The organism is Pseudomonas sp. WC2, from assembly GCF_050586545.1.
Classification (GTDB): Bacteria; Pseudomonadota; Gammaproteobacteria; order Pseudomonadales; family Pseudomonadaceae; genus Aquipseudomonas.
Genome location: NZ_JBOBDR010000010.1, coordinates 161,983 through 183,404, shown reverse-complemented (window position 1 = coordinate 183,404; position 21,422 = coordinate 161,983). Strand labels below are relative to the sequence as shown.

The window sequence follows — 21,422 nt, the reverse complement described above, 5'->3', positions numbered from 1 at the left end:
GTGTTTCCCGATGCGCGTTCTTCTCGTGTTGTTCAGCCTGCTGCTGTCGATGTCATTGTCGGCGGCGGAAAAACTACCGGTAGTGACCAGCTTCAGCATCCTTGCCGACATGGTCCATCAGGTCGGCGGCGAGCATATTCAGATCACCAATATGGTCGGCCCGGACGCAGACGCGCACACCTACGAGCCGACGCCGGACGATGCCAAAGCGTTGCTCAGCGCCAAACTCATTATCAAGAACGGGCTCGGTTTCGAGCCGTGGCTGGATCGGTTGGTGACCAGCACCGAAACCAAAGCGACCGTCATCAGTGCCAGCCATGGTGTGATTCCACGCTCACTGGATGAGGACGGCGAAACCGTGCCCGACCCGCATGCCTGGCACAATCTGGCGAACACCGAGTTGTACATCGCCAACATCACCCGAGCGCTGATCGCCGCCGACCCGGCGAACAAAGCCGACTACGAACGCAACAGCAAAACTTACCTCAAGCAGATCTACGCGTTGCTCGCCGAAGCCAAAAGCAAACTCGGCTCGTTGCCGCCAGGCAATCGCAAGATCGTCACCAGCCACGACGCCTTCGGTTATCTCGGCCAGGCCTACGGCATCGACTTCATGGCGCCACAAGGTTTGTCTACCGAGCGCGAACCCTCGGCCGCCGAAGTGGCTGCACTGATCACCCAGATCCGCCAAGCCAAAGTCAAAGCCCTGTTCATGGAAAACATCAAGGACGCGCGTCTGCTCAAGCAGATTGCCGATGAAAGCGGCGCACACATCGGCGGCACGTTGTACTCCGACGCCCTCGCGGCCAGCGGCCCGGCCAGCACCTTCACCGGTCTGTTCGAATACAACCTCGACACCCTCTACGACGCGCTGAGCAAACCATGATCCGCAAGAATCCTTCAGGTGATTTACCGCAGATTGCCGAGTCGGCCTACGTCGACAAAACCGCAATCATCTGCGGCAAAGTGGTGATCGGCGAAAACGTTTTCGTCGGCCCCTACGCGGTGATCCGTGCCGACGAAGTGGACGCCTCGGGCGACATGGAGCCGATCACCATCGGCGCCAATTCGAACATTCAGGACGGCGTGGTGATCCACTCAAAATCCGGCGCGGCAGTGACCATCGGCGAATTCACTTCGATCGCCCACCGCTCGATCGTACATGGCCCGTGCGTGGTCGGTGATCGCGTGTTCATTGGCTTCAACAGCGTGTTGTTCAACTGCGTCGTCGGCAACGGTTGCGTGGTCCGACACAACTCAGTGGTCGATGGTCGGGATTTGCCCGACGCGTTCTACGTGCCCTCCACCACCCGCATCGGACCGAACACCGACCTCACGCAATTCCCGCCGGTGAGTGTCAGTGCCTCGGAGTTTTCCGAAGACGTAGCGCGCACCAACGTCGATCTGGTGCGTGGCTACAAAGCCTTGCAGAACGAGTTCTGAGCCATGAGCAGCGTGCTGATTCGCAACGCAAGACTGGTCAACGAGGGGCGCGAGTTCGACGGGGATTTGTTGGTCAGCAATGGACGCATCGTCAAGATCGCCCGCAGCATTGAAGGCGAAAACGCAAAGGTGGAAATCGACGCGAACGGCCAATGGCTGCTGCCGGGGATGATCGATGATCAGGTGCATTTCCGCGAACCGGGCGCGCCGGCGAAGGGCAGCTTTCACAGTGAATCGCGCGCGGCCGTTGCCGGTGGCATCACCAGCTTCATGGATATGCCCAATACCAATCCGGCCACTCTCGACCTCGACGCACTGGCAGATAAAAAACGTCGGGCGGCAATTAGTTCGGTGGCCAATTACGGCTTTCACTTCGGCGTGAGCCGGGACAACCTCGACACCATCGCCGCGCTCAATCCGTGCGAAGTGGCCGGGGTGAAAGTCTTTATGGGCGCCTCGACCGGCAACATGCTCGTGGATGATCCACACATCCTCGAACGGCTGTTCGCCGAAGTGCCGACCATCCTGTTGGCCCACTGCGAGCACACACCGAGCATCGACGCCAACGCCGCCAATCTGCGCGAGCTGTTCGGCGAGCGAATTCCGCCCGCCGCTCACCCACTCATCCGCGATGCCGAGGCGTGTTATCGCTCCTCTTCATTGGCGGTCGAGTTAGCGAAACGGCACGGGACGCGCCTGCATGTTTTGCACCTGACCACGGCGCGCGAACTGGCATTGTTCGAGGACAAACCACTGCCTCAAAAACGCATCACTGCTGAGGTCTGTCTGCATCATTTGTTGTTCGATGACCGCGATTACCCAGGCCTCGGCAACCTGATCAAGTGCAACCCGGCGATCAAAACCCAAGCGGATCGCGATGCCCTGCGTGAGGCTTTGAACAGCAATCGATTGGACGTTATTGGCAGCGATCATGCGCCGCATACCTGGGAAGAAAAGCAGCGGCCTTATGCGCAAGCGCCGGCGGGATTGCCATTGCTGCAGCATGCGTTGCCAGCGTTAACGGAGCTGGTGGCGGATGGATTTTTGCCGATCACGACCTTGGTAGCGAAGACCAGCCATCGCGTCGCGGATCTGTTTGCGATTCCGGATCGTGGTTATTTGCGAGAAGGGTACTGGGCTGATCTGGTGCTGCTTGAACCGCAGACGCTGGAGGTCGATCGACAACCGATTCTGTCGCAGTGCGGCTGGACGCCGTTTGCCGGTCGCAGCTTTCGCCATCGGGTGAGCACGACGATCGTGTCGGGGCAGATTGCCTGGCAGGAGGGTCGGGTGAATGAGAGTTGTCGCGGGTTGGCGCTGAGGTTTATGCGCTGAATCCAAAGATGCCATCGCTAGCAGGGGTAGCTCCCACAGTTGGAATGCATTCTCCTGTGGAAGCCAGCCCTACTGGCGATGCTTTTTAGGCGCGGGGCTTAACCGCGCCGCAATCCTGGCCCAACCAAACTGCGCGCGTCTCAAGGCTGCCCTTCTGGTTGATCCCGATCGCATTGAACGTGCCGTTGGCCACGGTGGTGAACTCGCGATCACTGAGGAACGTCGCCACGCCGGTGCCCTGGGCTTTCGGGCAGCTGAAGCGGAATTTCCACTGATTGCCGGTGCGATCGGTGATCTGCTGTTTGCAGCCCGACTGCGGGTCCGCCAATGGAATGTCGTTGGTCGCCACCTGCTCTGGCGTCAGGCAGGCGCGGATGCCCTTGCCGCCGATATTGATCCCGTTCTTCTCCAGCGCTGCGCGCTGTTGCGGGGTCATCTGCCCTTGCAGTTGACCGAGGATCGATTGCACATCCATCGGCTGGTCATCGACCTTGACGTTGCTCGATGTCATTTCCCACAGCCCCGGCTGCAGCATCTGCGCTTGCGCAACTACCGGCAATGCCAAACCCAGGCCCAGCGCCAAACTCAGCAGACGAACGTTCATCGAAAAACTCCTGATCAGTAGTGGCCGTTAGACGTCGGCCGGTTGCTTCGGTTCATGCGCCAATTAAATAGCGACATTCGCGACAGAACATGGTCTGTTAAGCATTGAATCTTCCGGAGCAAGGCTGCCCCATGGATTATTTTGGACCGCACATTTTCGGTTATCTGATCGCCCTGATACACACCCTCGGCTTGATCGCCGCCGTTCATGCGGTGCTCACCGTGCGCACGGCTCAAGGCTCGATCGCCTGGGCATTGTCGCTGATCTTCATTCCTTACCTCACGCTAATTCCATACCTAGTGTTTGGCCGCAGCACGTTCGATGGCTATATCAAGGCGCGGCGCCAGGCCAACGAGCAAATGCGTCAGGCCATCTCCGAGCTGAACTGGCGCCCATGGGTGGAAGAAGCCCTCACCGCGCGCGCCTCCAGTGCCTACGCCTCGTTGCGCGCAATGCCCAAACTGGGTCGCATGCCCTGCCTGGCCAACAACGAAGTACAGCTTTTAATAAACGGCACCGCCACGTTCGAGGCAATTTTCCGCGCCATCGATCAGGCGAAAGAAGCCGTGCTGATCCAGTTTTTTATCATCCACGATGACCGCCTCGGCCAGCGCCTGCGCGATTTGCTGCTGAAGAAAGCTGCCGAGGGCGTGTCGATTCACTTGCTCTACGACGGCATCGGCAGCCACGCCCTGCCCCACAGTTATGTGCAGACACTGCGCGATGGCGGCGTCGAGGTGAAAGCCTTCGCCACCCGCAGCGGCTGGCTCAATCGATTTCAGGTCAACTTCCGCAACCATCGCAAAATCGTCGTGGTCGACGGCGTAGTGGGATTTGTCGGCGGACACAACGTCGGCGACGAATACATGGGTGAGAAACCACCGCTGGCACCGTGGCGTGATACCCACGTCAAAGTGCGCGGTCCGGTGGTGGCGTGCATGCAGGAATCCTTTGCCGAAGACTGGTTCTGGGCCGCACGCACCTTGCCGCCGCTGATCCTGCCGGATGAATACCCCGACGACGGTGTGCTCTGCCAACTGCTAGCCAGCGGCCCGGCAGACGCCTACGAAACCTGCTCGCTGTTCTTCGTCGAAGCGATCCACGCCGCCACCGAACGCGTGTGGATCACCAGCCCTTATTTCATCCCCGACGAAGCCGTGTTCGCCGCGCTGAGACTGGCCGTGCTGCGTGGCGTCGACGTGCGACTGCTGCTGCCCTCGCGCCCCGATCACCGCATCGTCTACGCCGCCTCCAGCCTTTACGCCTTTGAAGCGGTGCGCGCCGGCGTGCGGGTGTTCCGCTATGAACCCGGTTTTCTGCATCAGAAAGTGGTGTTGATCGACAGCGAAATCAGCGCTATCGGCAGCGCCAATCTGGACAACCGCTCGTTCCGCCTGAACTTCGAAGTGATGCTGCTGACCGTCGACAGCGACTTCGCTGCCAGCGTGGAACACATGCTCAATCAGGATTTCGAGCAATCCTACGAAATCGCCAAAGAAGAAAGCCGGGAGATCCATCGACTGCAACAAGTCGGCATGCGGATCGCCCGGCTGATTTCACCGATTCTCTGAATCCCCCCTCATCGGCTGGAGGACCTAGAGAGCATCAAGGGTGATAGATGTCGTCGCGGGTCCATGGCAGTTCATGGCTGCCATCCGGATGCGCTTTGACCGCCAGGATCTGATGCAGATTGATCCAGCCGCGCGCAAACGCGTAGGCGCAACCGGCCAGGTACAAGCGCCAGATGCGCAGCGCTTGATCCGGCACCAGTTTGCCGGCGGCTTCAAGGTTGTCCTCCAAGCGCTCGCTCCAGTGATCCAGCGTACGCGCGTAGTGCAGACGCAGGCTTTCGACGTCCACCACTTCGAGCCCGGCTTCGCTGATCTCGGCGGAGATCATCGACAGGTGTGGCAGCTCGCCATTGGGGAACACGTATTTCTCGATGAAATCCCCGGCGCCGCGCCCGACCGGACGGCCATCGGTGTGCTTGGCGGTAATGCCATGGTTCATCACCAGACCGCCCTCCTTCACCGCGCCGAACAGGGTTTTGCAGTACTCGGCCAGATTAGCGTGGCCGACGTGTTCGAACATGCCGACGCTGACCACCTTGTCGAAACGCCCGTCCTGAGGCAGATCGCGATAGTCGAGCAATTGCAGTTCAATCTGGTCTTCAAGGCCTTCAGCTTTGACTCGCTCGCGCGCCAGCTCCAGCTGCTCCTTGCTCAGGGTGATGCCGAAGACTTTCGCGCCGAACTCTCGCGCGGCATACCGCGCCAACCCGCCCCAGCCGCAACCGACATCCAGCAGATAGTCGCCCGGCTGCAAACGCAGCTTGCGGCATAAATGACGGAATTTGGCTTGTTGCGCCTGTTCGAGGGATTCGCTGCCCGTTTCGAAATACGCGCAGGAATACGCCATGTCGCTGTCCAGCCAGAGCTGGTAGAACGCGTTGGACAGGTCGTAATGGTAGGAGATGGCTTTGGCGTCGGTTTCCTTGTCGTGCAAGGTGCGCACAGGATGGCTGTCATCATCGTCGCCGAGCAACGCATTGCTCAATTCATCGCAGACCCGGATGACCTCGCTGATCGAGCCCTCCAGTTCCAGCTTGCCTTCGACGAATGCCGCTCCCAGCGCATCGAGGCTTGGATGGGTGAACTGGGTAACCATCTGCGGGTCCTTGACCACGATGGTGACGCTGGGCGTCGGCCCGAGATTGAACTCATGGCCGTCCCAGAGTCGCAGGCGAAGCGGAAGCTGCAGATTCTGTAAGGCCGGTGGAAGTTGCGCGAGCATGGAAAATCCCCCTTGTTTCAGACCGTCAGATCTGAGGGTAGACCATCCTGAAAAAATAGCAGGCTATCGATTTGATAGCCGCCGACTATGAATCGCCAAGGCAATCAGAGGTATTTCCACACTGTTGATTTAAAAAACCAACAGCCCGGCAAGCAGTTCAAAAAATGATCAATCCTGCTCTTTTATCTTTAGCAGAGGCTCCTGAAAACGCAACAAACGTCCGGCGTTACCCAGCACCAACAACGTGCTGAGGTTGTGCAACAGCGCGGCGATCATTGCCCCCGCGGCACCGAGCCAGCCGAACGCGGCAAATACCACGATGGCCAGCGTCCAGCCCAGACCGATGATCACGTTGACCTGCAACGTCCGGCGGCATTGGCGACTGAGCCGCACGCAAGTGCCGAGGCGGCGCAGGTCACTGCCGATCAAAACGATGTCTGCCGACGCCAGGGCGATGTCTGCACCGCCCGCGCCCATGGCCACGCCAACCACGCCGGCCTTGAGTGCCAGCGAATCATTGATGCCGTCGCCCACCACCATCGGCCGGAAGCCGTTGTCGATTTCCTTGAGCACGCGGTTGAGCTTGTCTTCGGGCAGGGCCTGAGCCTCGACCTCTTGTAAACCGACATCGTTGGCCAGCGACAGAGCGACGCTTTGCCGATCCCCGGTCAGCAGCAATTGCCGGCCCAAGCCTAACTCCCGTAACTCAGCGAGGGCAAATCGAGCCTCCGGCTTGACGCTGTCGGCCAGCAGCAACCACGCGAGGAATTCACCGTTCAACGACAGTCCGGCAATCGGGCCGTCGTGCTCGGGAACGGCGGTTGTGACGATGCCCAATTGCGCAAACAACTCTGGCCGACCCAACGCCGCTTCGCCTTTCGCCGTCATGGCGACCACGCCGAAGCCTTGGCGCTCGTGAATATCACTCAAGACCACAGACTGTTCGTGATCGACCAATCCTGCCAACGCTCGACTGACCGGGTGACTGCTGGCCGCGCCGAGACTGGCCGCCAACCCAGTAACCGCAGACGTCTCCGTGTGAGCGCTGTCGATCGACTGCAAACGCAAAGTGCCGTAAGTCAGCGTGCCGGTCTTGTCGACCACCAGCGAGGTCAGGTCAGCCAACTCCTCGAGAAACGCCGAACTGCGGATCAGAATCCCGTGCCGCGCCGCCACGGCCACACCGGCAATCGCTGTGGCCGGTGCCGACAGCACCAACGCGCACGGACATGCTGCGACCAACACCGCGAGCATCGCTTGCGCATCGTTGGTGACAAACCAGGTCACCGCTGCGAGCAGCAACACCAGCACCATGTAGCTGCCGGCATAGCGTTCGAGCAAACGGGTGATCGGTGGTTTCGAGCGCTCGGCGTTCTGCATCAGCGCGATGACCTTGCCCAGGGTCGACTCATCACCGGTGCGGGTCACTTCAATGCGCAGCAGACCGTCGAGGTTGATCGCGCCGCCAAACACGCTCATGCCGAGGCCCGCCTCGACCGGCACTGATTCGCCGGTAATCGACGCGGTGTCGAGACTCGCCTGACCGGACATCACCCGTCCGTCTGCCGGCACACGATCACCCGCACGCACCTCAACGATATCGCCGGATTTGAGGGTGCCGTTGTCCACTTCGATGATCGAACCATCGGCCTGAACCTTGCGCGCATGACTACGCGTCAATTGCCCGAGCGCATGAATTGCCTCCTGGGAACCGATGACGCTGCGCTCTTCCAGCACATGGCCAAAGATCATGATGATTGGCAGCAACGCCGCCGTCAGCAGATCACCGGTCGCCCATGCGCCGAGCATGGCCAAGGCAATCAATTGATCGGTGATGCCGTGCAGGCTCGGATAGCGCAGGCTGTACCACGCCGAGCGCATCACTGGGACCGCGACTAATAAAGACGCGAAACCTAGCAGCAACTGACTGACACCGGTTTGCTCCGGCACCAGCCAACGCCAGATCAAACCGAGACCGAGCAAGCCCAGCGCAAGCATGGCGAGGGTCAGCTGCCGAGCAGCGCGGCGTTGTTCGGCCGAGGACAACAGGCTCGGTGCGGCGGTCGTCGCAGTCATTTACTGGCTCCCTGAATGATCAGGCGTGAATCGTCTTTCGGATCGACCGTGGTCACTGAACCGGCCTGGCCGAGAATCTTCGGCAGGCGCTCGCGATACAGACGCAGGAGCATTTGCGGGTCGGTGCTACTGGCCAGACTCGACACCGTTGCGGTGTCAGCCGAAGCTTTGGCCAAGCGTTCACCGGCCTGTGCGTGAGCCACTTGCAGCGTGCGGTCGGCTTGTTCGTTGGCGGTCTGGGTCAGTTTCTCGGCGTCGGTGCGCGCGTTGGCCACGGCTTTATCGGCTTGCTGACTGGCGGTCAGCACGGCGTTGAACGCACTTACGGCGGGGTCAGGCAGACTCGATTGCACATCGACCCGTGCCACTTCGATACCGATGCCCTGCCCGCTCTCCTTCAACTCGGCCAAGCGTTTGTTGATGCCCTGCACCAGATCGCCGCGCAGCCTTTCACGGCGCTCCGCGGCTTGATTGTCGGCACCGATCAACTCCGGGCGAGCGACCAGAATGGTGTCGAGATCTCGCGCGGCAGTCAGTGCCACCGCGCTGCGAGTGACCAATCGATCCAGTGCCGGCAGCACATGATCGGCCTGCAAGACGAAGTCGTAAGGGTCAGTGACTTTGTAAAACACCCGCACATCCAGTTGCACCACGCCGGCATCACCGGTCAATAAATAACCAGAGCCGGCCAGCGCATCGCTCAGCGGAGTGGCGAAGGAAGCGACGCGATCAGCCTTCAACGCCTCATCGCTGCGCAAGAGGTTTTCCACTCGGCGTTCGATGACTCGATCCGCCGCTGGCAACAAGATCACCTGTTCGAACGGCTGTGGCCAAGCCAATAACAGGCCGGCGTTTTGCACGCGATCCAGTGCGCCAAAGTGCAAAACTACGGCGCGATTCTGCGGATCGATCTGCCGCACATTGGAGAATGCCCACGCCAGTGCGGCCAGCACCGTCACCGCGTACAGGGCGAAAAACGCCAAACGACCGGCCTGAATCCACGGGCTGTTCAGCGCATGTGTTCCACGTGGAACTTCTTCATTCATGGCTGCGATCCGGATTTGCTGTCGAGTGTCGGCGGGCCATCGACCAGCACGCGAAATGGCGCGGCGTCGGTGCGCAGAATCAGCTTGGTGTCCGGAGTGACGATGGTGCCGAGGGTGTCCAGCGAACGCAGCAGGTTATACAGCTGCGGCGAACTGGCATAAGCACGGCCGTAGATCTGCGCGGCTTCGACGCGAGATTGCGCTTCGATTTCGGCGGCCTTCACCGTCGCATCGGCTTGGACAATCCGCGCGTCACGTTCGGCAGCGGAGCGAATTTGCGCGGCCTCACGTTTGCCAATCGCCGTACGTTCGGTGGCGATTGTTTCACGCTCGGCGCGCATGCGGTCGACCGTCGCGGTGAGCGTCACCGACGGCAAGGTCAAGCGCTCAATGCCGACTTGCACAACCTGCACGCCATAGGTCGCGAGCAATTGCTGATCAATCTGCTGACGCAACTGCGCTTCGAAATCGGCAATACGCACTTGATTGGCATCGGTATTCACCAGATTCGCCAGATCGAAACTGCTGGCCGTGGTTTCCAGTGCCGAGCCCACAAAAGTGCGAATCTGCCGTGCCGCTTCATCCGGCTGATTCTGCACCGCGCGCATGAAACGCTGCACATTGTCCGGGTCGCCCTGCACCTGCCACGCCACATAGGCCTGGACGATAATGCGCAAACCGTCGCGGGTACCGACGTCCTGCAAGCCGCTGGAGGTTGTGCGCAAACGCAAATCCACGGGGATTGCCGCTTCGAAGGGCGCCGGCCAGCGCCAGCTCAAACCCGGATCAAGCAGTACCCGCGCTGGATTGCCGAATCGAGTGATGACCGTGGCTTCACCTGAACGTACTTGCACCAGGCTCGCCGCAGCAATGGCGAACGCCACCAGCAACACTGCCCAACCCATGCGTCGCCACGGGAAAGGCCCCGCCTCTTCCGGCGCTCCGTGGTGATGGTGATGCCCGTGATGGTGGTGTCCGCCGTGGCCGTGATCGTGGCCGCTGTGATCATGCGGTTCGTGAGTGTGCGACTGGCTCAATGGGCAACTCCTGGTTGAGCGGTGGTGCGCGTGGGCGTCGGGTCAGCCGGCAGCGTGAAGGTGCGCAGGTCGATGGTCGGCGCATTGCTGCTAGCACCGAGGCGATGATCGAGTACCAGCAATTTGGCTTTGCTCAGGCCTTGGCTGAGCTGCGCGAGGTATTGCTCCAGCACAAAGGCCTGGCCGGCACTGGCGTAGGCTTTTTGTTCGGCGCTGAATTTCAGATCCGCCGCCTGCGCCGTGGCACTGGTTTCGCGCGCATTGGCGCTGGCCTGATCGCGAGCAAGACTGGCCTGCAATTGCGCCTGATTACTTGCTTCGGCCGCCGCGCCGCGCTCGCGCGAGATCAACGCTTGCGCGCCGATCTGCGCAGCTTGAACACTGTGATAAGCGTTGGCGGCACCGGCCGGCGGATGAATGGCTTCAACGACCGTGGCGAGAATTTCCACGCCACTGTGGAGTTGCTGCAGATCGCTTTGCACCGCGCGCCCAATCTCTTCGCCCAGCCCTACCCGGTCTGCACCGAGCAAACCGTCCAGTGTGCGCGAGGCAAAGTCGTGCACCAGAATTCGGCTGGCGGTGCTGCGAATCAGCGTCGGCACATCGGCGCTGTTGTAGGTCGCGTCCAGCGCGGCCTGATCAGTCAGGCCAATGCGATAGACGAAGCGCACGTCCATGTTGACGATCTGAAAGCTCTGCTGATCGCCACGGCTGCTGGCGATGACTTGCGACTTGTCGTTGACGTGACTGGCGTCCCACAAGCGATTGGCCGTCATCGGCGCCGGGCCTTCAGCAGGATCAGCTTGCAGCGGCGCCGCGTTCTCACCGACGCTAGTTGCCAGTTCATGCACCACGCCGTTTTCGACGATCAACACGCGCCCCAGCGGCCAAGGCAAACCGCTGTGCAAACCGGGGCCAAACACCTGCACCGGTTTACCAAAACGCTCGTAAATACCACGGCCCTGCAGCGGGATCTCATGGATGCCGGTGAGCAACCATCCCACCGCAGCCACTAATGCCAGCACCGGCACAAACGCTCGGCGCATGTAACTGAACGCCCAGATCTGCCGCAGATCGATGCCAAAGCGGTTGTGCAATTCGTGCTGCAAAGCGAGCAGCGGCTGCGGTGGCCAACGCAGCATGTCGGCGACAAAACTGCGTGCCAAGAGAGTCGGTTCCAGCAGTTCACGACGCGGACTAAAAACCGAAAGCACGGCGCGTATTGATAGCTCGATCGCGACCAATCCAGGCAAGATCCCGATCAGAACGGCACCGCGAACCGGCCACACGGCGTTCTCGCCAGCGAACAATAAACACAGTGCACCTAGCACAAGGCTGATGATCGCTACCCGCGTCAGTTGCGCCAGTGATCGCGCTTCTGGCCATTGCGTCGGGTGTTCCTGGGCGAACTGTCGCTCCAGCACCAGTAAACCGAACGCCAACAGCAACGCCAACGCCGCCCCCACGGAAGCGGACAATCCAACGGCTGCTGCGGGCAACGCCAGGTTCCACACCTGTTCGATACTCAGCACCGCCAGCAACGCACAGCCGCCCAACCACAGCGTTGCCGCGCCGATCTGGCTGAGCACATGCAAACCGCGCTGGCTGAGGCGATCCAGCAACTGTTCGTACCAACCTTGCGCAGCAGAATGTTCATCCTCGGCAACCGGCGTCAGCACGACAGGATTGATCACCCGCGCACGCCACTGCGTCACCCACCACGCCGATTGCAGCCCGGCAACCAGCACGAGCAGCGCCGCGCTTTGATTGATCAGCAGCGGCAACCACAACGACTGCGGCGCAAACAGCCCGACGAAGAATGCCGTGATCCAGCCAGCCCCCGCCAATCCGCCAAGCCCGAAAGCCCAGCGCCGCAGCCGGCAGCCCTGAGTGGCCGCCTGTTGAAAGCGCGGCAGTCCGGTCACTTGCGTGCCCTCCACCTCCAGATCGACTTGCATATCACCCCAGATTCATTGGCCCACGATTCATATCGTTACGATATAGCGAAAAGCGTGAAATATTCGTACACAATTACCCTTATTCAAAGACGCCCTACCTGTCGCTTGCCTGAAGCCTTGACCGAAATGTCCGGGAACGCACATATTACGTTCGTAATTTTCAACCAACGCTATTTTTAGCGATCCGCATCCATCCATCAGGAGCAAGCGCATGAGCAACTATGACGTAGTGATTCTGGGCGGCGGCCCCGGCGGTTATAACGCGGCGATCCGCGCTGGCCAGTTGGGGCTCAAGGCCGCTTGCGTGGAAGGTCGCGCGACCCTCGGCGGCACTTGTCTGAACGTCGGTTGCATGCCGTCCAAAGCCTTGTTGCATGCCTCGGAGTTGTACGACGCGGCCATGGGTGCGGAATTCGCCAACCTCGGCATCGAGGTCAAACCGACGCTGAACCTCGCGCAAATGATGAAACAGAAAGACGAAAGCGTGACCGCCCTGACCAAAGGCATCGAGTTTCTCTTTCGCAAGAACAAGGTCGACTGGATCAAGGGCTGGGGCCACATCGACGGGCCGGGCAAAGTCACGGTGACCGACACTGAAGGCAAAAAAGTCGAGCTGACCGCCAAGGACATCATCATCGCCACGGGTTCCGAGCCCACTCCCCTGCCCGGCGTCGAGATCGACAACCAGCGCATCCTCGATTCCACTGGCGCGCTGTCACTCAGTGAAGTGCCCAAGCATTTGGTAGTGATTGGTGCTGGCGTGATCGGTCTGGAATTGGGTTCGGTGTGGCGGCGACTCGGCGCGCAGGTGACCGTGGTCGAATACCTCGACCGTATCTGCCCCGGCGTCGATGCCGAGGCTGGCAAAACCCTGCAACGTTCGCTGAGCAAACAGGGCATTGCCTTCAAGTTGAGTTCGAAAGTCACCAGCGCCACGTCTTCCGCCAACGGCGTGCAGCTCAGCGTCGAACCAGCGGCAGGCGGAACGGCTGAATTGCTCGAAGCCGATTACGTGCTCGTGGCTATCGGCCGCCGCCCGTACACCCAAGGCCTGGGCCTGGAAAACGTCGGCCTGAGTACCGACAAGCGCGGCATGCTCGCCAACAAGCAGCATCGCACCGAAGCGCCCGGCGTCTGGGTGATCGGCGACGTCACGTCCGGGCCGATGCTCGCGCACAAGGCGGAAGACGAAGCCATGGCCTGCGTCGAGCAAATCCATGGCAAGGCTGGCGAGGTCAATTACGACCTGATCCCCAACGTGATCTACACCAAACCGGAACTGGCCAGCGTCGGCAAGACCGAGGAACAGCTCAAGGCTGAGGGTCGCGCCTACAAGGTCGGCAAATTCCCGTTCACCGCCAACAGCCGCGCCAAGATCAACCATGAGACCGAAGGCTTTGCCAAAGTTCTCGCCGACGAGCGCACGGATGAGGTGCTCGGCGTACATCTGGTCGGCCCGAGCGTGAGTGAAATGATCGGCGAGTTTTGTGTGGCGATGGAGTTCAGTGCGTCGGCGGAAGACATTGCGCTGACGTGCCACCCCCATCCGACGCGGTCGGAGGCGTTGCGCCAAGCGGCGATGAACGTGGAGGGGATGGCGACGCAGATGTAGGTTTCGAAAATTTTATTGGCTGACCTACCGCTTTCGCGAGCAAGCTCGCTCCCACAGTTGACCGTGTTCCTGATGAATGACTGCGATCGAATGTGGGAGCCAGCCCTGCTGGCGATAGGCGCGCCCCGGTCTAGAGCGGAAGATGCCCCAGCGGCAACGCCCCCGGCGTCTTCACCGTGTGAATCGCAAAGTTGCTGCGAATGTCACTCACCCCCGGCAACTTCAACAGACAGCCACTGAGAAAACGGTCATACGCGCGCAGATCCGGCACCACCACTTGCAGCAAAAAATCCGACTCTCCCGACACCAGAAACGCTGAAATCACTTCCGGCAACGCCGTCACTGCGGCGTAAAACGCCTCGGCCTGTTCGTCGTTATGGCGTTCGACCTTGACCCCGACAAACACCGTCAACCCCAACCCCACTTCGTCGCGATCCAGATTGGCCTGATAGCCCCGGATCACCCCGGCCTCCTCCAGCATCCGCACGCGGCGCAAACAAGGCGAAGCCGACAGACCGATTTCATCCGCCAACTCAACGTTGCTCAAGCGTCCGTCGCGTTGCAGGGCGGCGAGGATTTTGCGGTCAAAGGCGTCGAGTTTCATGTTTGGCAGATTCCGATAGTGATGACGCTGGAAACCCGCAGGTTATGCCAAATCTACCGGGTTTTGAAGCTGACTACGCAAGCACCTGCGCCACCTTCCGACCCTAGACTGAGCGCACCGAATCGACAACGAAAAGGGGTGCAATGTGACGAGTCTGTGGCTGTTTTTTCTGGCGCTGGCAGTGGTGTTTCTGTTGCCCGGCCCGGACATGATCCTGCTGCTGCAAACCGGTGCCCGTCAGGGGCGAACCGCCGCGTTGGCAACGGCCATCGGCCTCGGCATCGCCCGGGGTTGTCATGTGGCGTTGGCGGCGTTGGGGCTAGCGGCGCTGTTCAAGGCCGCGCCGTGGACGTTCGACGTGGTCAGGCTGGCCGGTGCGGCGTATCTGTTGTGGATCGGCATTCAATGCCTGCGCAGCACGCTGCTGCCGGATCTGCAGACCAGCGAAATGGCCGACGCCCACGGACAATGGCGCGAGGCGGTGCGCCGAGGTCTGCTGACCAATCTGCTCAACCCCAAAGCGCTGTTGTTCTGCTCGGTGTTACTGCCGCAATTCATCGTCCCTGACGGCGCGCCGGTACTGAGCCAGTTCGCCTTGCTCGGCGCGCTGCTGGTCGGCATCGGTCTGCTGTTCGATTGCGCCTACGCCCTGACCGGTGCCGCGTTGGGCCGTTGGCTGCAACACAGTCCAACGGCCCAACGGGTTCAACAATGGCTGTTCGGCAGCCTGCTGATCGGCTTTGCGCTACGCCTGACCTTCGTCCAGCAGGCTTAGCCTTTGCGGGCCTTGCGCTGGCGACGGGTGATCAACAGCAACGCAGCGGCGCTGACCAGCACAATCGCGCCGATCTGCACCGGCCACTTGTACGGGCGCAGCGATGAGCGAACCGCATCTGTCACTTGGGTGACGTAGCGCTTGTCGGCGTTTTCAAAGTCCGGGTACGGACATTGATTGCCGAAATCCACCGCCCACGGCACGAAAGGGCCTTCCTTGACGTAACGCTGATACAACGCGCTCTGCTCTTCCAGGCTGCTGTTCCAACCGGCCGCGTTGCACAGCACGGCAGCGAATGCCTGGCTGGTGTGCGGCAGATTGTCGGCGGCGCGACCGGCCAATTCGGTGGCGACGAAGCGGTAGTGATAACGCTGATCAGGTTTCGCTTCGCTGGCCTGCTGACGTTGCACTTCGGCCTCTGAAACCAGCGGTCCGACTTTCAGTTCGGTGGTTTCCAGACTGAAGTTGCCGCCGAACGTGGCATAGTCCGGCGCCATCTCGTAACCGAGAATGTCCATGCCCCACTCCCGAGCGGTCCACGCAGCGTTGTACAACGCACTGGCGCGTTTAGTCGGCCACCACGCGGCATCGGCTTTCAAGCGCTGCTCACCGTAGAGGCGCGCTTTGTTTTGCAAGTCGGGATTATCGAAATAGCCGACCGCTGCGGCGTAATGACCTTCGCGCAGCAAGCGCCGACCGAGCAAATTGCGCAGGCTGGCAGCGACCGGCAATGGCACGTAGTTATCGCGCTCCTGCTGCGTCAGCGCGGGCGAGGCCGGGACGTTGTCGTCGACGTATTTTTTCAATTCATCAACCGTCAGCACCCGTTCGGCAACCGTCGCCGCGTCGAACCAATAAGTGCTGTTGCTGCGATACAACTGCACGAAAGCTTGCAGGTATTCGCCGCGTTGCAAGGCGAGTTACACAAAACCTTGTGGGAGTGAGCCTGCTCGCGAAGGCGTTGTGTCATTCAACCACGATGTCGACTGACGCGGCCTCTTCGCGAGCAGGCTCGCTCCCACAAGGGCAAAGTGATCAGGGTTTACGCGCGATGATCACCTGGCTTTTCGCAACCACGGCATCCAGCGCCTGCTTGATCTGCGCGCCACGCGGCGAGTTCAGCACCGCTTGCCAAGTGTCGGCCCAGTGATTGAGCAGCGGGTGGTCGGGGTTGCTGAAATCAACCTTGGCTTCCCAGAACAGCAGCATCCACATCGACCAGTAAAAACCGTACTGGCTGTGGCTGATGATCTCCAGCCCCGCATCGCTGACCATCGCCTTGAACTGCTCTTCGCTGATGATGCGAATGTGGTTGGGCTTCTGGAAATACTCGGCGGCGGCGATGTCTTTCTGCAGGTCTTCAGAGCTTGGGTGCGGCACGCTCAGCAAATACAGCGCGCCCGGTTTGCCCACGCGCACCAGCTCGGCGAGAAACTGCGCCGGATCGTCGACGTGCTCGATGACTTCGGTGGAGACCACGCGGGTTGCCGTGGCATCGGCAATCGGCAGCGGATTGCAGTCGGTGACGTGGCATTCGACCTCCCGCGCCGGTGTGTCACTGAGACGCTGGCGGGTCGCTTCGACCTTGGCGCCGTCGATGTCGGCGATGATGATCTTCGCCCCGCGCATGCCGCAGAAATGCACATTACCGCCGTCGCCGCAGCCGACATCGAGCAGCGTGTCATCGGCAGTCACCGGAAAGTCTTTGAACAGCTCGCCGGTTTCCTGATTGAACCAGCCACTGAGCATCGCATCGTGCAGGCCGAGCATGTACGGGTCGGTCTTCTCGGCGGCCGCAACAGGCTGCGCGGGGGCCGGGGCAGGCGTGCCCGCCGTGAGTTTCTTCAAAAGGCTCAGCATGAGGTGGCTCCAGAGGATGGGACGGCGGTTCGCGAGGTGCCGAGGCGTTTGACCAGCGCGGCGCCGCGATTGCGCATGGGCATTTCGATGAAGCGGTAATTGAGTTCACTGAGCAGCACGATCAGACCGAACGCCAGCAGCAGCGTGATGATCGGATGCCCGGCGGGGCTCGGCAGCTCAGCAGTCTGCAATCGGAAAATCAGTTCACGCACCAATTGATAGGCCGGAATATGGATCAGATACATGCCGTAGGAACGGCTGCCAATCCAGGCCAGCACACGCTGAACGCCACCGGCCGGTATCAGGTAATCGCGGTCGTACGAAGCAATCCACACCAACAGCGCGCTGAGCACGGCGATCGAACCGATGCGGTAATTGACGAAGGTGAAGCGGTCGGTGGCCATGAAGCTCATCAGCGATCCGATCAACACAAACGCCGAAACACCGACCCACGGGCGTCGCAAGAACGTCGGTTGCCAGCGCTGATAGCTCGGCTGCGCACTCCACATCGCCAGCAAGACGCCAAGCGCCAGCGCATCGGTACGCACCACCATCAGCAGCGGCGTACGCAAGGTGAAGAGCTGCACCGCGACCAGCGCCAGTAAAGCCCAGACCAGATGCTTGCGGCACAGCACGATCAGCAGCGGGAACAGCAGGTAAAACTGCTCCTCCAGTGACAGGCTCCAATAGACGAAACTGCTGCCGTATTCGTAATGGAAGAAGCTGTCCGCGAAGCGGAAGTTGGCGTACTGGAACACTCCCGCCAGTGTCGCTTGCAGGTTGGCCGACAGCGTGCCGAACGCCCCGGAGCGATTGAGAAACAGGCACGCCAGCAGCATCAGCGCCAGCCATAACCAAGCGGATGGCAAGAGACGGAAGGCCCGGCGCAGCCAGAAATTGCGTGTCTGCTGCCAGTATTCCTGACGAGTGCTGCAGCCCTGCATCGCCGGAATCAGGCTGCGGGCGATGACAAAACCGGAGATTGCGAAGAACAGATCAACGCCCCACCACGGCTGCGCCCAGGCATGGATTTTTTCCAGCAAGGGCACCGGATCGGTGAACAGGCTGCCCTGCAGGTGATGGAACAGCACGCCCAGCACCGCAACAGCGCGCAGGACTTCAATGTCCATGATCCGTTTGCTGTTCATGCTTCAGGGCTTTCCACGAGGGCCGCGCTGGATTCAAGCAACTGCGCGAAGAACACCCGCAAACGCTGCTCGGCGACCGCCTGACTGCAGAACCCTTGCAGGCTGCTGACGGCTTGCGCCGACATCTGCGCATAACGCGCCGGCTGGTTTTTCGCCACGTCGTAACTGGCTTGATAGGCCCGACACAACGACGCCCAATTGGTCACATAACGCAGCGTACGGAACGCCTTGCGCGGGTCGTGCGGCCAAGCGGTGAGTTCGTCGGTGGACTCGATCAGGAACGCGTTATCGGCATTCAGGTAATCGATCATCGCTGTGGTACGCGGCGCCACGGCCGGTTTGCCGCAGGACATGAACTCCATCAGCGGCAGGCACTGGCCTTCGCCGTAGGAGGTGTTCACCACGTAGCGGGTCGCTTGCACCAGTCGTTCGTAATCGGGATCGGCGAGATAGCCGTAGATCAACACGATACGGCAGCGATAGGACTGGTTTTTGTACAGGTGATGGAGGATGTCGCCGAGGGCTTCCTCGGCATCGTGATGGGTGAGCTTGAGCACCAGCGTGGCGTCGTCGACGTCGCGAAAAATCACGCAGAATGCGCTGAGCATGTCTTCCCAATTCTTGCGCCCATCGCCGGGGTTGAACACCGAGGTGTACACCACGCCGTCGAGCAGCAACTCCTGTTCGGTGATCGGCGCAGCAAAATCAATTCCTTTGCCTCGGCGCAGATGCTTGGGGCCGAACGCATTGAGATCGACGGTGCGGCTGTCGGCGACCAGCCCTTTGATCTTCAGGCGGAATGACTCAGCGGGCGCTTGCCCCTGCAACTGCTCGCCGCGCGCGGCAAAGCGATCCCACACCGGCGCCGGCACCGCGACGATCGGGTAGTCTTCGGTCATCGCTTCGCGCACGGCATTGACTGTGTAATTGGAATGGGTGATCGCTGCACCACAAGCTGCCAGCACGGTGCGCCAGTCATTGCGCGGCTCACCGGCGAAGGCTTCGTTGGGAATGGTGCTGAATTCCCAGGCAAACACCGGCAACGTCGGACAGGCCAGATGCACCGGCGTGCGGTGCGGTGGCGAGAACGACAGGAACACACAGGGCTCACCGCGGCTCGCGCATTCCAGGTACAGCGCATCGACCTCGCGCTGTGGGTCAACGACTTCCACCACCCGTCCGAGGCGTTCGAGCACTGGCCGGTATTCCTTGAGCACGAAGTAATAGCTGTACTCCGAGCGCCCCAGATTCCGCGCGATGGTGTGCTGGTTGGTTTCCGAATGAATGATGATCAGCATGAGGCGTTGTCCGTTACTGGCGCGGCATCGATGGTGTTCGGCGCCAGCCCGAAAAAGTCCGCCATGCGCTTTTGCACCGGAGCAAAGGAACAGTAATCGTGCATGCGTTGTACCGCGGCGGCCGACATTCGCTGGTAATCCTGCGGTTGTGCCTTGGCCATCCGGTAGCTGTGTTCGTAGGCGTTTTTCAGCGAACCCCAATCCGGGCGATAACGCAGAGTCCGGTAAATGATGCGCGTGTCCTGCGGCCAGATGGTCAGTTCCTCGCTGGAACCGACCACGAACGCCACCGATTCATCGATGTAATCTTCCATCGCCGTGTGATCCGGCGCGATCACCGGTTTGCCGCTGGACATGAATTCCATCAACGGCAGGCACAACCCTTCGCAGCGCGAGGCGTTGACGTAAAAACTCGCGGCCTGATAAAGCCCTGCGTATTGCTCATCGTCGAGGTAACCGTGCATCACCACCACCCGACAGGCGAACGGCGTGAGCTGCGCCAGCAAGGTCATCAATTCGCTGTAGTAGGACGCCAGATCGTTCTGGGTGATTTTCAGCACCAACGTTGCGTCGGGGGTTTCACGGAACGCCCAGCAGAACGCGGTGATCAGTTGGTGCCAGTTCTTGCGGCCATCCTTGGGATTGAACACGGTGACGTAGACCACACCGTCGACCTGGGTCTCGACCACCGAGGTGGTGTCCGGCAGGTCCAGTGGCGGCGGTTCGATCACCGGCAGCGGTTGCGGGCCGCAAATGGCCGGCAGGCGTTGTTCGAGCCAGCCGTGCAGGTTCTCCGGAACCAGATCGCGCAAGCCTTCCCAATACCAGTTGTGCAGAAACTTCACTCGCGGCAGCGGTTCTGCCTGATCGCGCCCCCGGTCCAGCGCCCAGAGGCGCAAGTAATGCCGGGCAATGACCAGGCGCCGCTTAAAGGTCAGAGGTGGTGGGCGGGCGGCTTCGAGTTCGGCGGCCAGCGCCGCCTCTTGTTCAGCGGTCAGCGGCGTCGGGATCAACGCATCGGCCGACAGACCCAGCGTGTGTGAATCGAAAATGCAGCCCTTGATCGCCAGCGTGGCGCCCGGATTGACCGGCGCAGGCACATGCTGCTGACGGATTGCCGCGAAGTTTTCCCATAGCGGTGTCGGCAGCACCAATACCGGAAAGTCCTCACCCATGGCGCGGCGAATGGCGCGCGCGGTATGGCTCGACAGGGTGATCACACGGCCCTGGCGCGCGAGCATCTGCGTCCAGTCCTGGCGTGGATCGTTGTCCCACTGCTCATCGGGGATCGAATCGAACTCCCACGCCACCACGCAAATCGTTGGGCATTGCAGATCGACCGGGGTTTTCTGCGGTGGGGTGAAGGACAGGAACACACTGTCTTCGCCGGCAGCGAGCAGTTGCTGATAAAGCGTATCGACTTCGGCGGTGGACGCGACCACATGCACGCGCCCAAGGCTTTCCAGCACCGGACGATAGGCCTTGAGCACAAAGTAATAGCTGTATTCCGGACGCCCCAGGCTTTGGCTGATGGAGCTGTCGTTGACGTCCGAGTAGAGAATGAAATTCATGGCATCCCACGATGAAACTGCCGTCCTGGCAACTTCATGCTATGACGGCCAAGCCTTGGATCGAGTCGGCATTGCCGTTCTCGCCCTGGGTCCTGGAGCACGTCTTCGTTCTTGTTTTAGTGGTCGGTTTCACCCTGCGTCGCCCTCCCGAAAGCAACACCCGGGTTTTCGCGACGAGGGGCATTCTAAACACATCCGTTAAGGATCCGGGAACCGTCCGACGAGAATAAATCGGGCTACGCTAACGAGAACTGACCGGTCA

Annotated in this window: 17 protein-coding genes and 1 pseudogene; 6 read left to right on the top strand and 12 right to left on the bottom strand. The window is 60.7% G+C overall.

Translation table 11 applies throughout. The features are described from left to right. Positions 1-10: 10 nt before the first annotated feature. Genes ACQ4OE_RS14640 through ACQ4OE_RS14630 form a run of 3 tightly spaced genes read left to right on the top strand, consistent with a single transcriptional unit; the run spans position 11 to position 2,778 of the window. Positions 11-886, top strand: a complete 876-nt coding sequence (locus tag ACQ4OE_RS14640; protein ID WP_430947037.1) for a metal ABC transporter substrate-binding protein — start codon at positions 11-13, stop codon at positions 884-886. Continuing rightward, positions 883-1,443, top strand: a complete 561-nt coding sequence (locus tag ACQ4OE_RS14635) for a carbonate dehydratase (RefSeq protein ID WP_122592964.1) — start codon at positions 883-885, stop codon at positions 1,441-1,443. The genes ACQ4OE_RS14640 and ACQ4OE_RS14635 overlap by 4 nt, the downstream gene beginning before the upstream one ends. 3 nt (positions 1,444-1,446) lie before the next feature. Continuing rightward, a complete protein-coding gene (locus ACQ4OE_RS14630; protein WP_430947036.1) occupies positions 1,447-2,778 on the top strand; it encodes a dihydroorotase in 1,332 nt (443 codons plus the stop codon). An 85-nt stretch (positions 2,779-2,863) separates the two neighbouring features. Here the strand turns inward: ACQ4OE_RS14630 and ACQ4OE_RS14625 are convergent, their stop codons facing one another. Beyond that, a complete protein-coding gene (locus ACQ4OE_RS14625; RefSeq protein WP_430947035.1) occupies positions 2,864-3,382 on the bottom strand; it encodes a DUF3617 domain-containing protein in 519 nt (172 codons plus the stop codon). A gap of 131 nt (positions 3,383-3,513) precedes the next feature. On the opposite strand from ACQ4OE_RS14625, the gene cls reads away from it, so the two are divergent. Beyond that, positions 3,514-4,953: a cardiolipin synthase gene (gene cls / locus ACQ4OE_RS14620; protein ID WP_430947034.1), complete on the top strand. Its 1,440-nt coding sequence runs from the start codon at positions 3,514-3,516 to the stop codon at positions 4,951-4,953. Positions 4,954-4,987: 34 nt separating this feature from the next. Here cls and cfaB read toward each other — a convergent pair whose 3' ends face one another. From cfaB to hflK (ACQ4OE_RS14595), 5 genes are all read right to left on the bottom strand, one after another. Then, positions 4,988-6,175 (bottom strand): C17 cyclopropane fatty acid synthase CfaB, encoded by a 1,188-nt coding sequence (gene cfaB, locus ACQ4OE_RS14615; RefSeq protein ID WP_430947033.1) that lies wholly within the window; start codon positions 6,173-6,175, stop codon positions 4,988-4,990. 168 nt (positions 6,176-6,343) lie between these two features. Further along, positions 6,344-8,251, bottom strand: coding sequence for a heavy metal translocating P-type ATPase (locus tag ACQ4OE_RS14610; protein WP_430947032.1), 1,908 nt, complete (start codon positions 8,249-8,251; stop codon positions 6,344-6,346). Next, positions 8,248-9,297, bottom strand: coding sequence for a protease modulator HflK (hflK, locus tag ACQ4OE_RS14605; RefSeq protein ID WP_430947031.1), 1,050 nt, complete (start codon positions 9,295-9,297; stop codon positions 8,248-8,250). The genes ACQ4OE_RS14610 and hflK (ACQ4OE_RS14605) overlap by 4 nt, the downstream gene beginning before the upstream one ends. Further along, positions 9,294-10,334: a protease modulator HflC gene (hflC, locus tag ACQ4OE_RS14600; protein WP_430947030.1), complete on the bottom strand. Its 1,041-nt coding sequence runs from the start codon at positions 10,332-10,334 to the stop codon at positions 9,294-9,296. The genes hflK (ACQ4OE_RS14605) and hflC overlap by 4 nt, the downstream gene beginning before the upstream one ends. Next, complete coding sequence (gene hflK, locus ACQ4OE_RS14595) at positions 10,331-12,292, bottom strand: protease modulator HflK (RefSeq protein WP_430947029.1); 1,962 nt, start codon at positions 12,290-12,292, stop codon at positions 10,331-10,333. The genes hflC and hflK (ACQ4OE_RS14595) overlap by 4 nt, the downstream gene beginning before the upstream one ends. Before the next feature lie 211 nt (positions 12,293-12,503). On the opposite strand from hflK (ACQ4OE_RS14595), the gene lpdA reads away from it, so the two are divergent. Further along, positions 12,504-13,904, top strand: coding sequence for a dihydrolipoyl dehydrogenase (gene lpdA, locus ACQ4OE_RS14590; protein ID WP_430947028.1), 1,401 nt, complete (start codon positions 12,504-12,506; stop codon positions 13,902-13,904). 130 nt (positions 13,905-14,034) lie between these two features. On the opposite strand, the gene ACQ4OE_RS14585 is transcribed toward lpdA, so the two are convergent. Next, the gene (locus ACQ4OE_RS14585; protein ID WP_045122687.1) at positions 14,035-14,508 is read right to left on the bottom strand and encodes an Lrp/AsnC family transcriptional regulator; all 474 of its coding nucleotides are present in this window, start codon (positions 14,506-14,508) and stop codon (positions 14,035-14,037) included. Positions 14,509-14,653: 145 nt separating this feature from the next. Here ACQ4OE_RS14585 and ACQ4OE_RS14580 point away from each other — a divergent pair, with 145 nt between their 5' ends. Beyond that, positions 14,654-15,283 carry a LysE family translocator gene (locus tag ACQ4OE_RS14580; protein WP_430947027.1) on the top strand — a complete coding sequence of 210 codons (630 nt, stop codon included), beginning with the start codon at positions 14,654-14,656 and terminating at the stop codon, positions 15,281-15,283. On the opposite strand, the pseudogene ACQ4OE_RS14575 reads toward ACQ4OE_RS14580, so the two are convergent. The 5 genes and pseudogenes from ACQ4OE_RS14575 to ACQ4OE_RS14555 all read right to left on the bottom strand — a co-directional run. Continuing rightward, a pseudogene (locus ACQ4OE_RS14575) lies at positions 15,280-16,203 on the bottom strand (hypothetical protein); the annotation flags it as partial. The gene ACQ4OE_RS14580 and the pseudogene ACQ4OE_RS14575 sit on opposite strands and share 4 nt — an antisense overlap. A 115-nt stretch (positions 16,204-16,318) precedes the next feature. Next, positions 16,319-17,143: a class I SAM-dependent methyltransferase gene (locus tag ACQ4OE_RS14570; protein ID WP_430947026.1), complete on the bottom strand. Its 825-nt coding sequence runs from the start codon at positions 17,141-17,143 to the stop codon at positions 16,319-16,321. Continuing rightward, positions 17,137-18,291, bottom strand: a complete 1,155-nt coding sequence (locus ACQ4OE_RS14565; protein ID WP_430947025.1) for an acyltransferase family protein — start codon at positions 18,289-18,291, stop codon at positions 17,137-17,139. The genes ACQ4OE_RS14570 and ACQ4OE_RS14565 overlap by 7 nt, the downstream gene beginning before the upstream one ends. After that, the gene (locus tag ACQ4OE_RS14560) at positions 18,288-19,589 is read right to left on the bottom strand and encodes a glycosyltransferase (RefSeq protein WP_430947024.1); all 1,302 of its coding nucleotides are present in this window, start codon (positions 19,587-19,589) and stop codon (positions 18,288-18,290) included. The genes ACQ4OE_RS14565 and ACQ4OE_RS14560 overlap by 4 nt, the downstream gene beginning before the upstream one ends. Then, positions 19,583-21,160, bottom strand: a complete 1,578-nt coding sequence (locus tag ACQ4OE_RS14555) for a glycosyltransferase (protein ID WP_430947023.1) — start codon at positions 21,158-21,160, stop codon at positions 19,583-19,585. The genes ACQ4OE_RS14560 and ACQ4OE_RS14555 overlap by 7 nt, the downstream gene beginning before the upstream one ends. Positions 21,161-21,422 lie beyond the last annotated feature (262 nt).

Excerpts from the sequence above, each read along its gene's own strand:
- ACQ4OE_RS14560 (WP_430947024.1), bottom strand. The coding sequence starts at position 19,589 with ATGCTGATCATCATTCATTCGGAAACCAACCAGCACACCATCGCGCGG.
- cfaB (WP_430947033.1), bottom strand. The coding sequence starts at position 6,175 with ATGCTCGCGCAACTTCCACCGGCCTTACAGAATCTGCAGCTTCCGCTT.
- lpdA (WP_430947028.1), top strand. The coding sequence starts at position 12,504 with ATGAGCAACTATGACGTAGTGATTCTGGGCGGCGGCCCCGGCGGTTAT.
- ACQ4OE_RS14610 (WP_430947032.1), bottom strand. The coding sequence starts at position 8,251 with ATGACTGCGACGACCGCCGCACCGAGCCTGTTGTCCTCGGCCGAACAA.
- ACQ4OE_RS14635 (WP_122592964.1), top strand. The coding sequence starts at position 883 with ATGATCCGCAAGAATCCTTCAGGTGATTTACCGCAGATTGCCGAGTCG.
- hflK (WP_430947031.1), bottom strand. The coding sequence starts at position 9,297 with ATGAATGAAGAAGTTCCACGTGGAACACATGCGCTGAACAGCCCGTGG.
- ACQ4OE_RS14565 (WP_430947025.1), bottom strand. The coding sequence starts at position 18,291 with ATGAACAGCAAACGGATCATGGACATTGAAGTCCTGCGCGCTGTTGCG.
- ACQ4OE_RS14585 (WP_045122687.1), bottom strand. The coding sequence starts at position 14,508 with ATGAAACTCGACGCCTTTGACCGCAAAATCCTCGCCGCCCTGCAACGC.
- hflK (WP_430947029.1), bottom strand. The coding sequence starts at position 12,292 with ATGCAAGTCGATCTGGAGGTGGAGGGCACGCAAGTGACCGGACTGCCG.
- ACQ4OE_RS14630 (WP_430947036.1), top strand. The coding sequence starts at position 1,447 with ATGAGCAGCGTGCTGATTCGCAACGCAAGACTGGTCAACGAGGGGCGC.
- ACQ4OE_RS14625 (WP_430947035.1), bottom strand. The coding sequence starts at position 3,382 with ATGAACGTTCGTCTGCTGAGTTTGGCGCTGGGCCTGGGTTTGGCATTG.
- ACQ4OE_RS14555 (WP_430947023.1), bottom strand. The coding sequence starts at position 21,160 with ATGAATTTCATTCTCTACTCGGACGTCAACGACAGCTCCATCAGCCAA.
- ACQ4OE_RS14640 (WP_430947037.1), top strand. The coding sequence starts at position 11 with ATGCGCGTTCTTCTCGTGTTGTTCAGCCTGCTGCTGTCGATGTCATTG.
- cls (WP_430947034.1), top strand. The coding sequence starts at position 3,514 with ATGGATTATTTTGGACCGCACATTTTCGGTTATCTGATCGCCCTGATA.
- ACQ4OE_RS14570 (WP_430947026.1), bottom strand. The coding sequence starts at position 17,143 with ATGCTGAGCCTTTTGAAGAAACTCACGGCGGGCACGCCTGCCCCGGCC.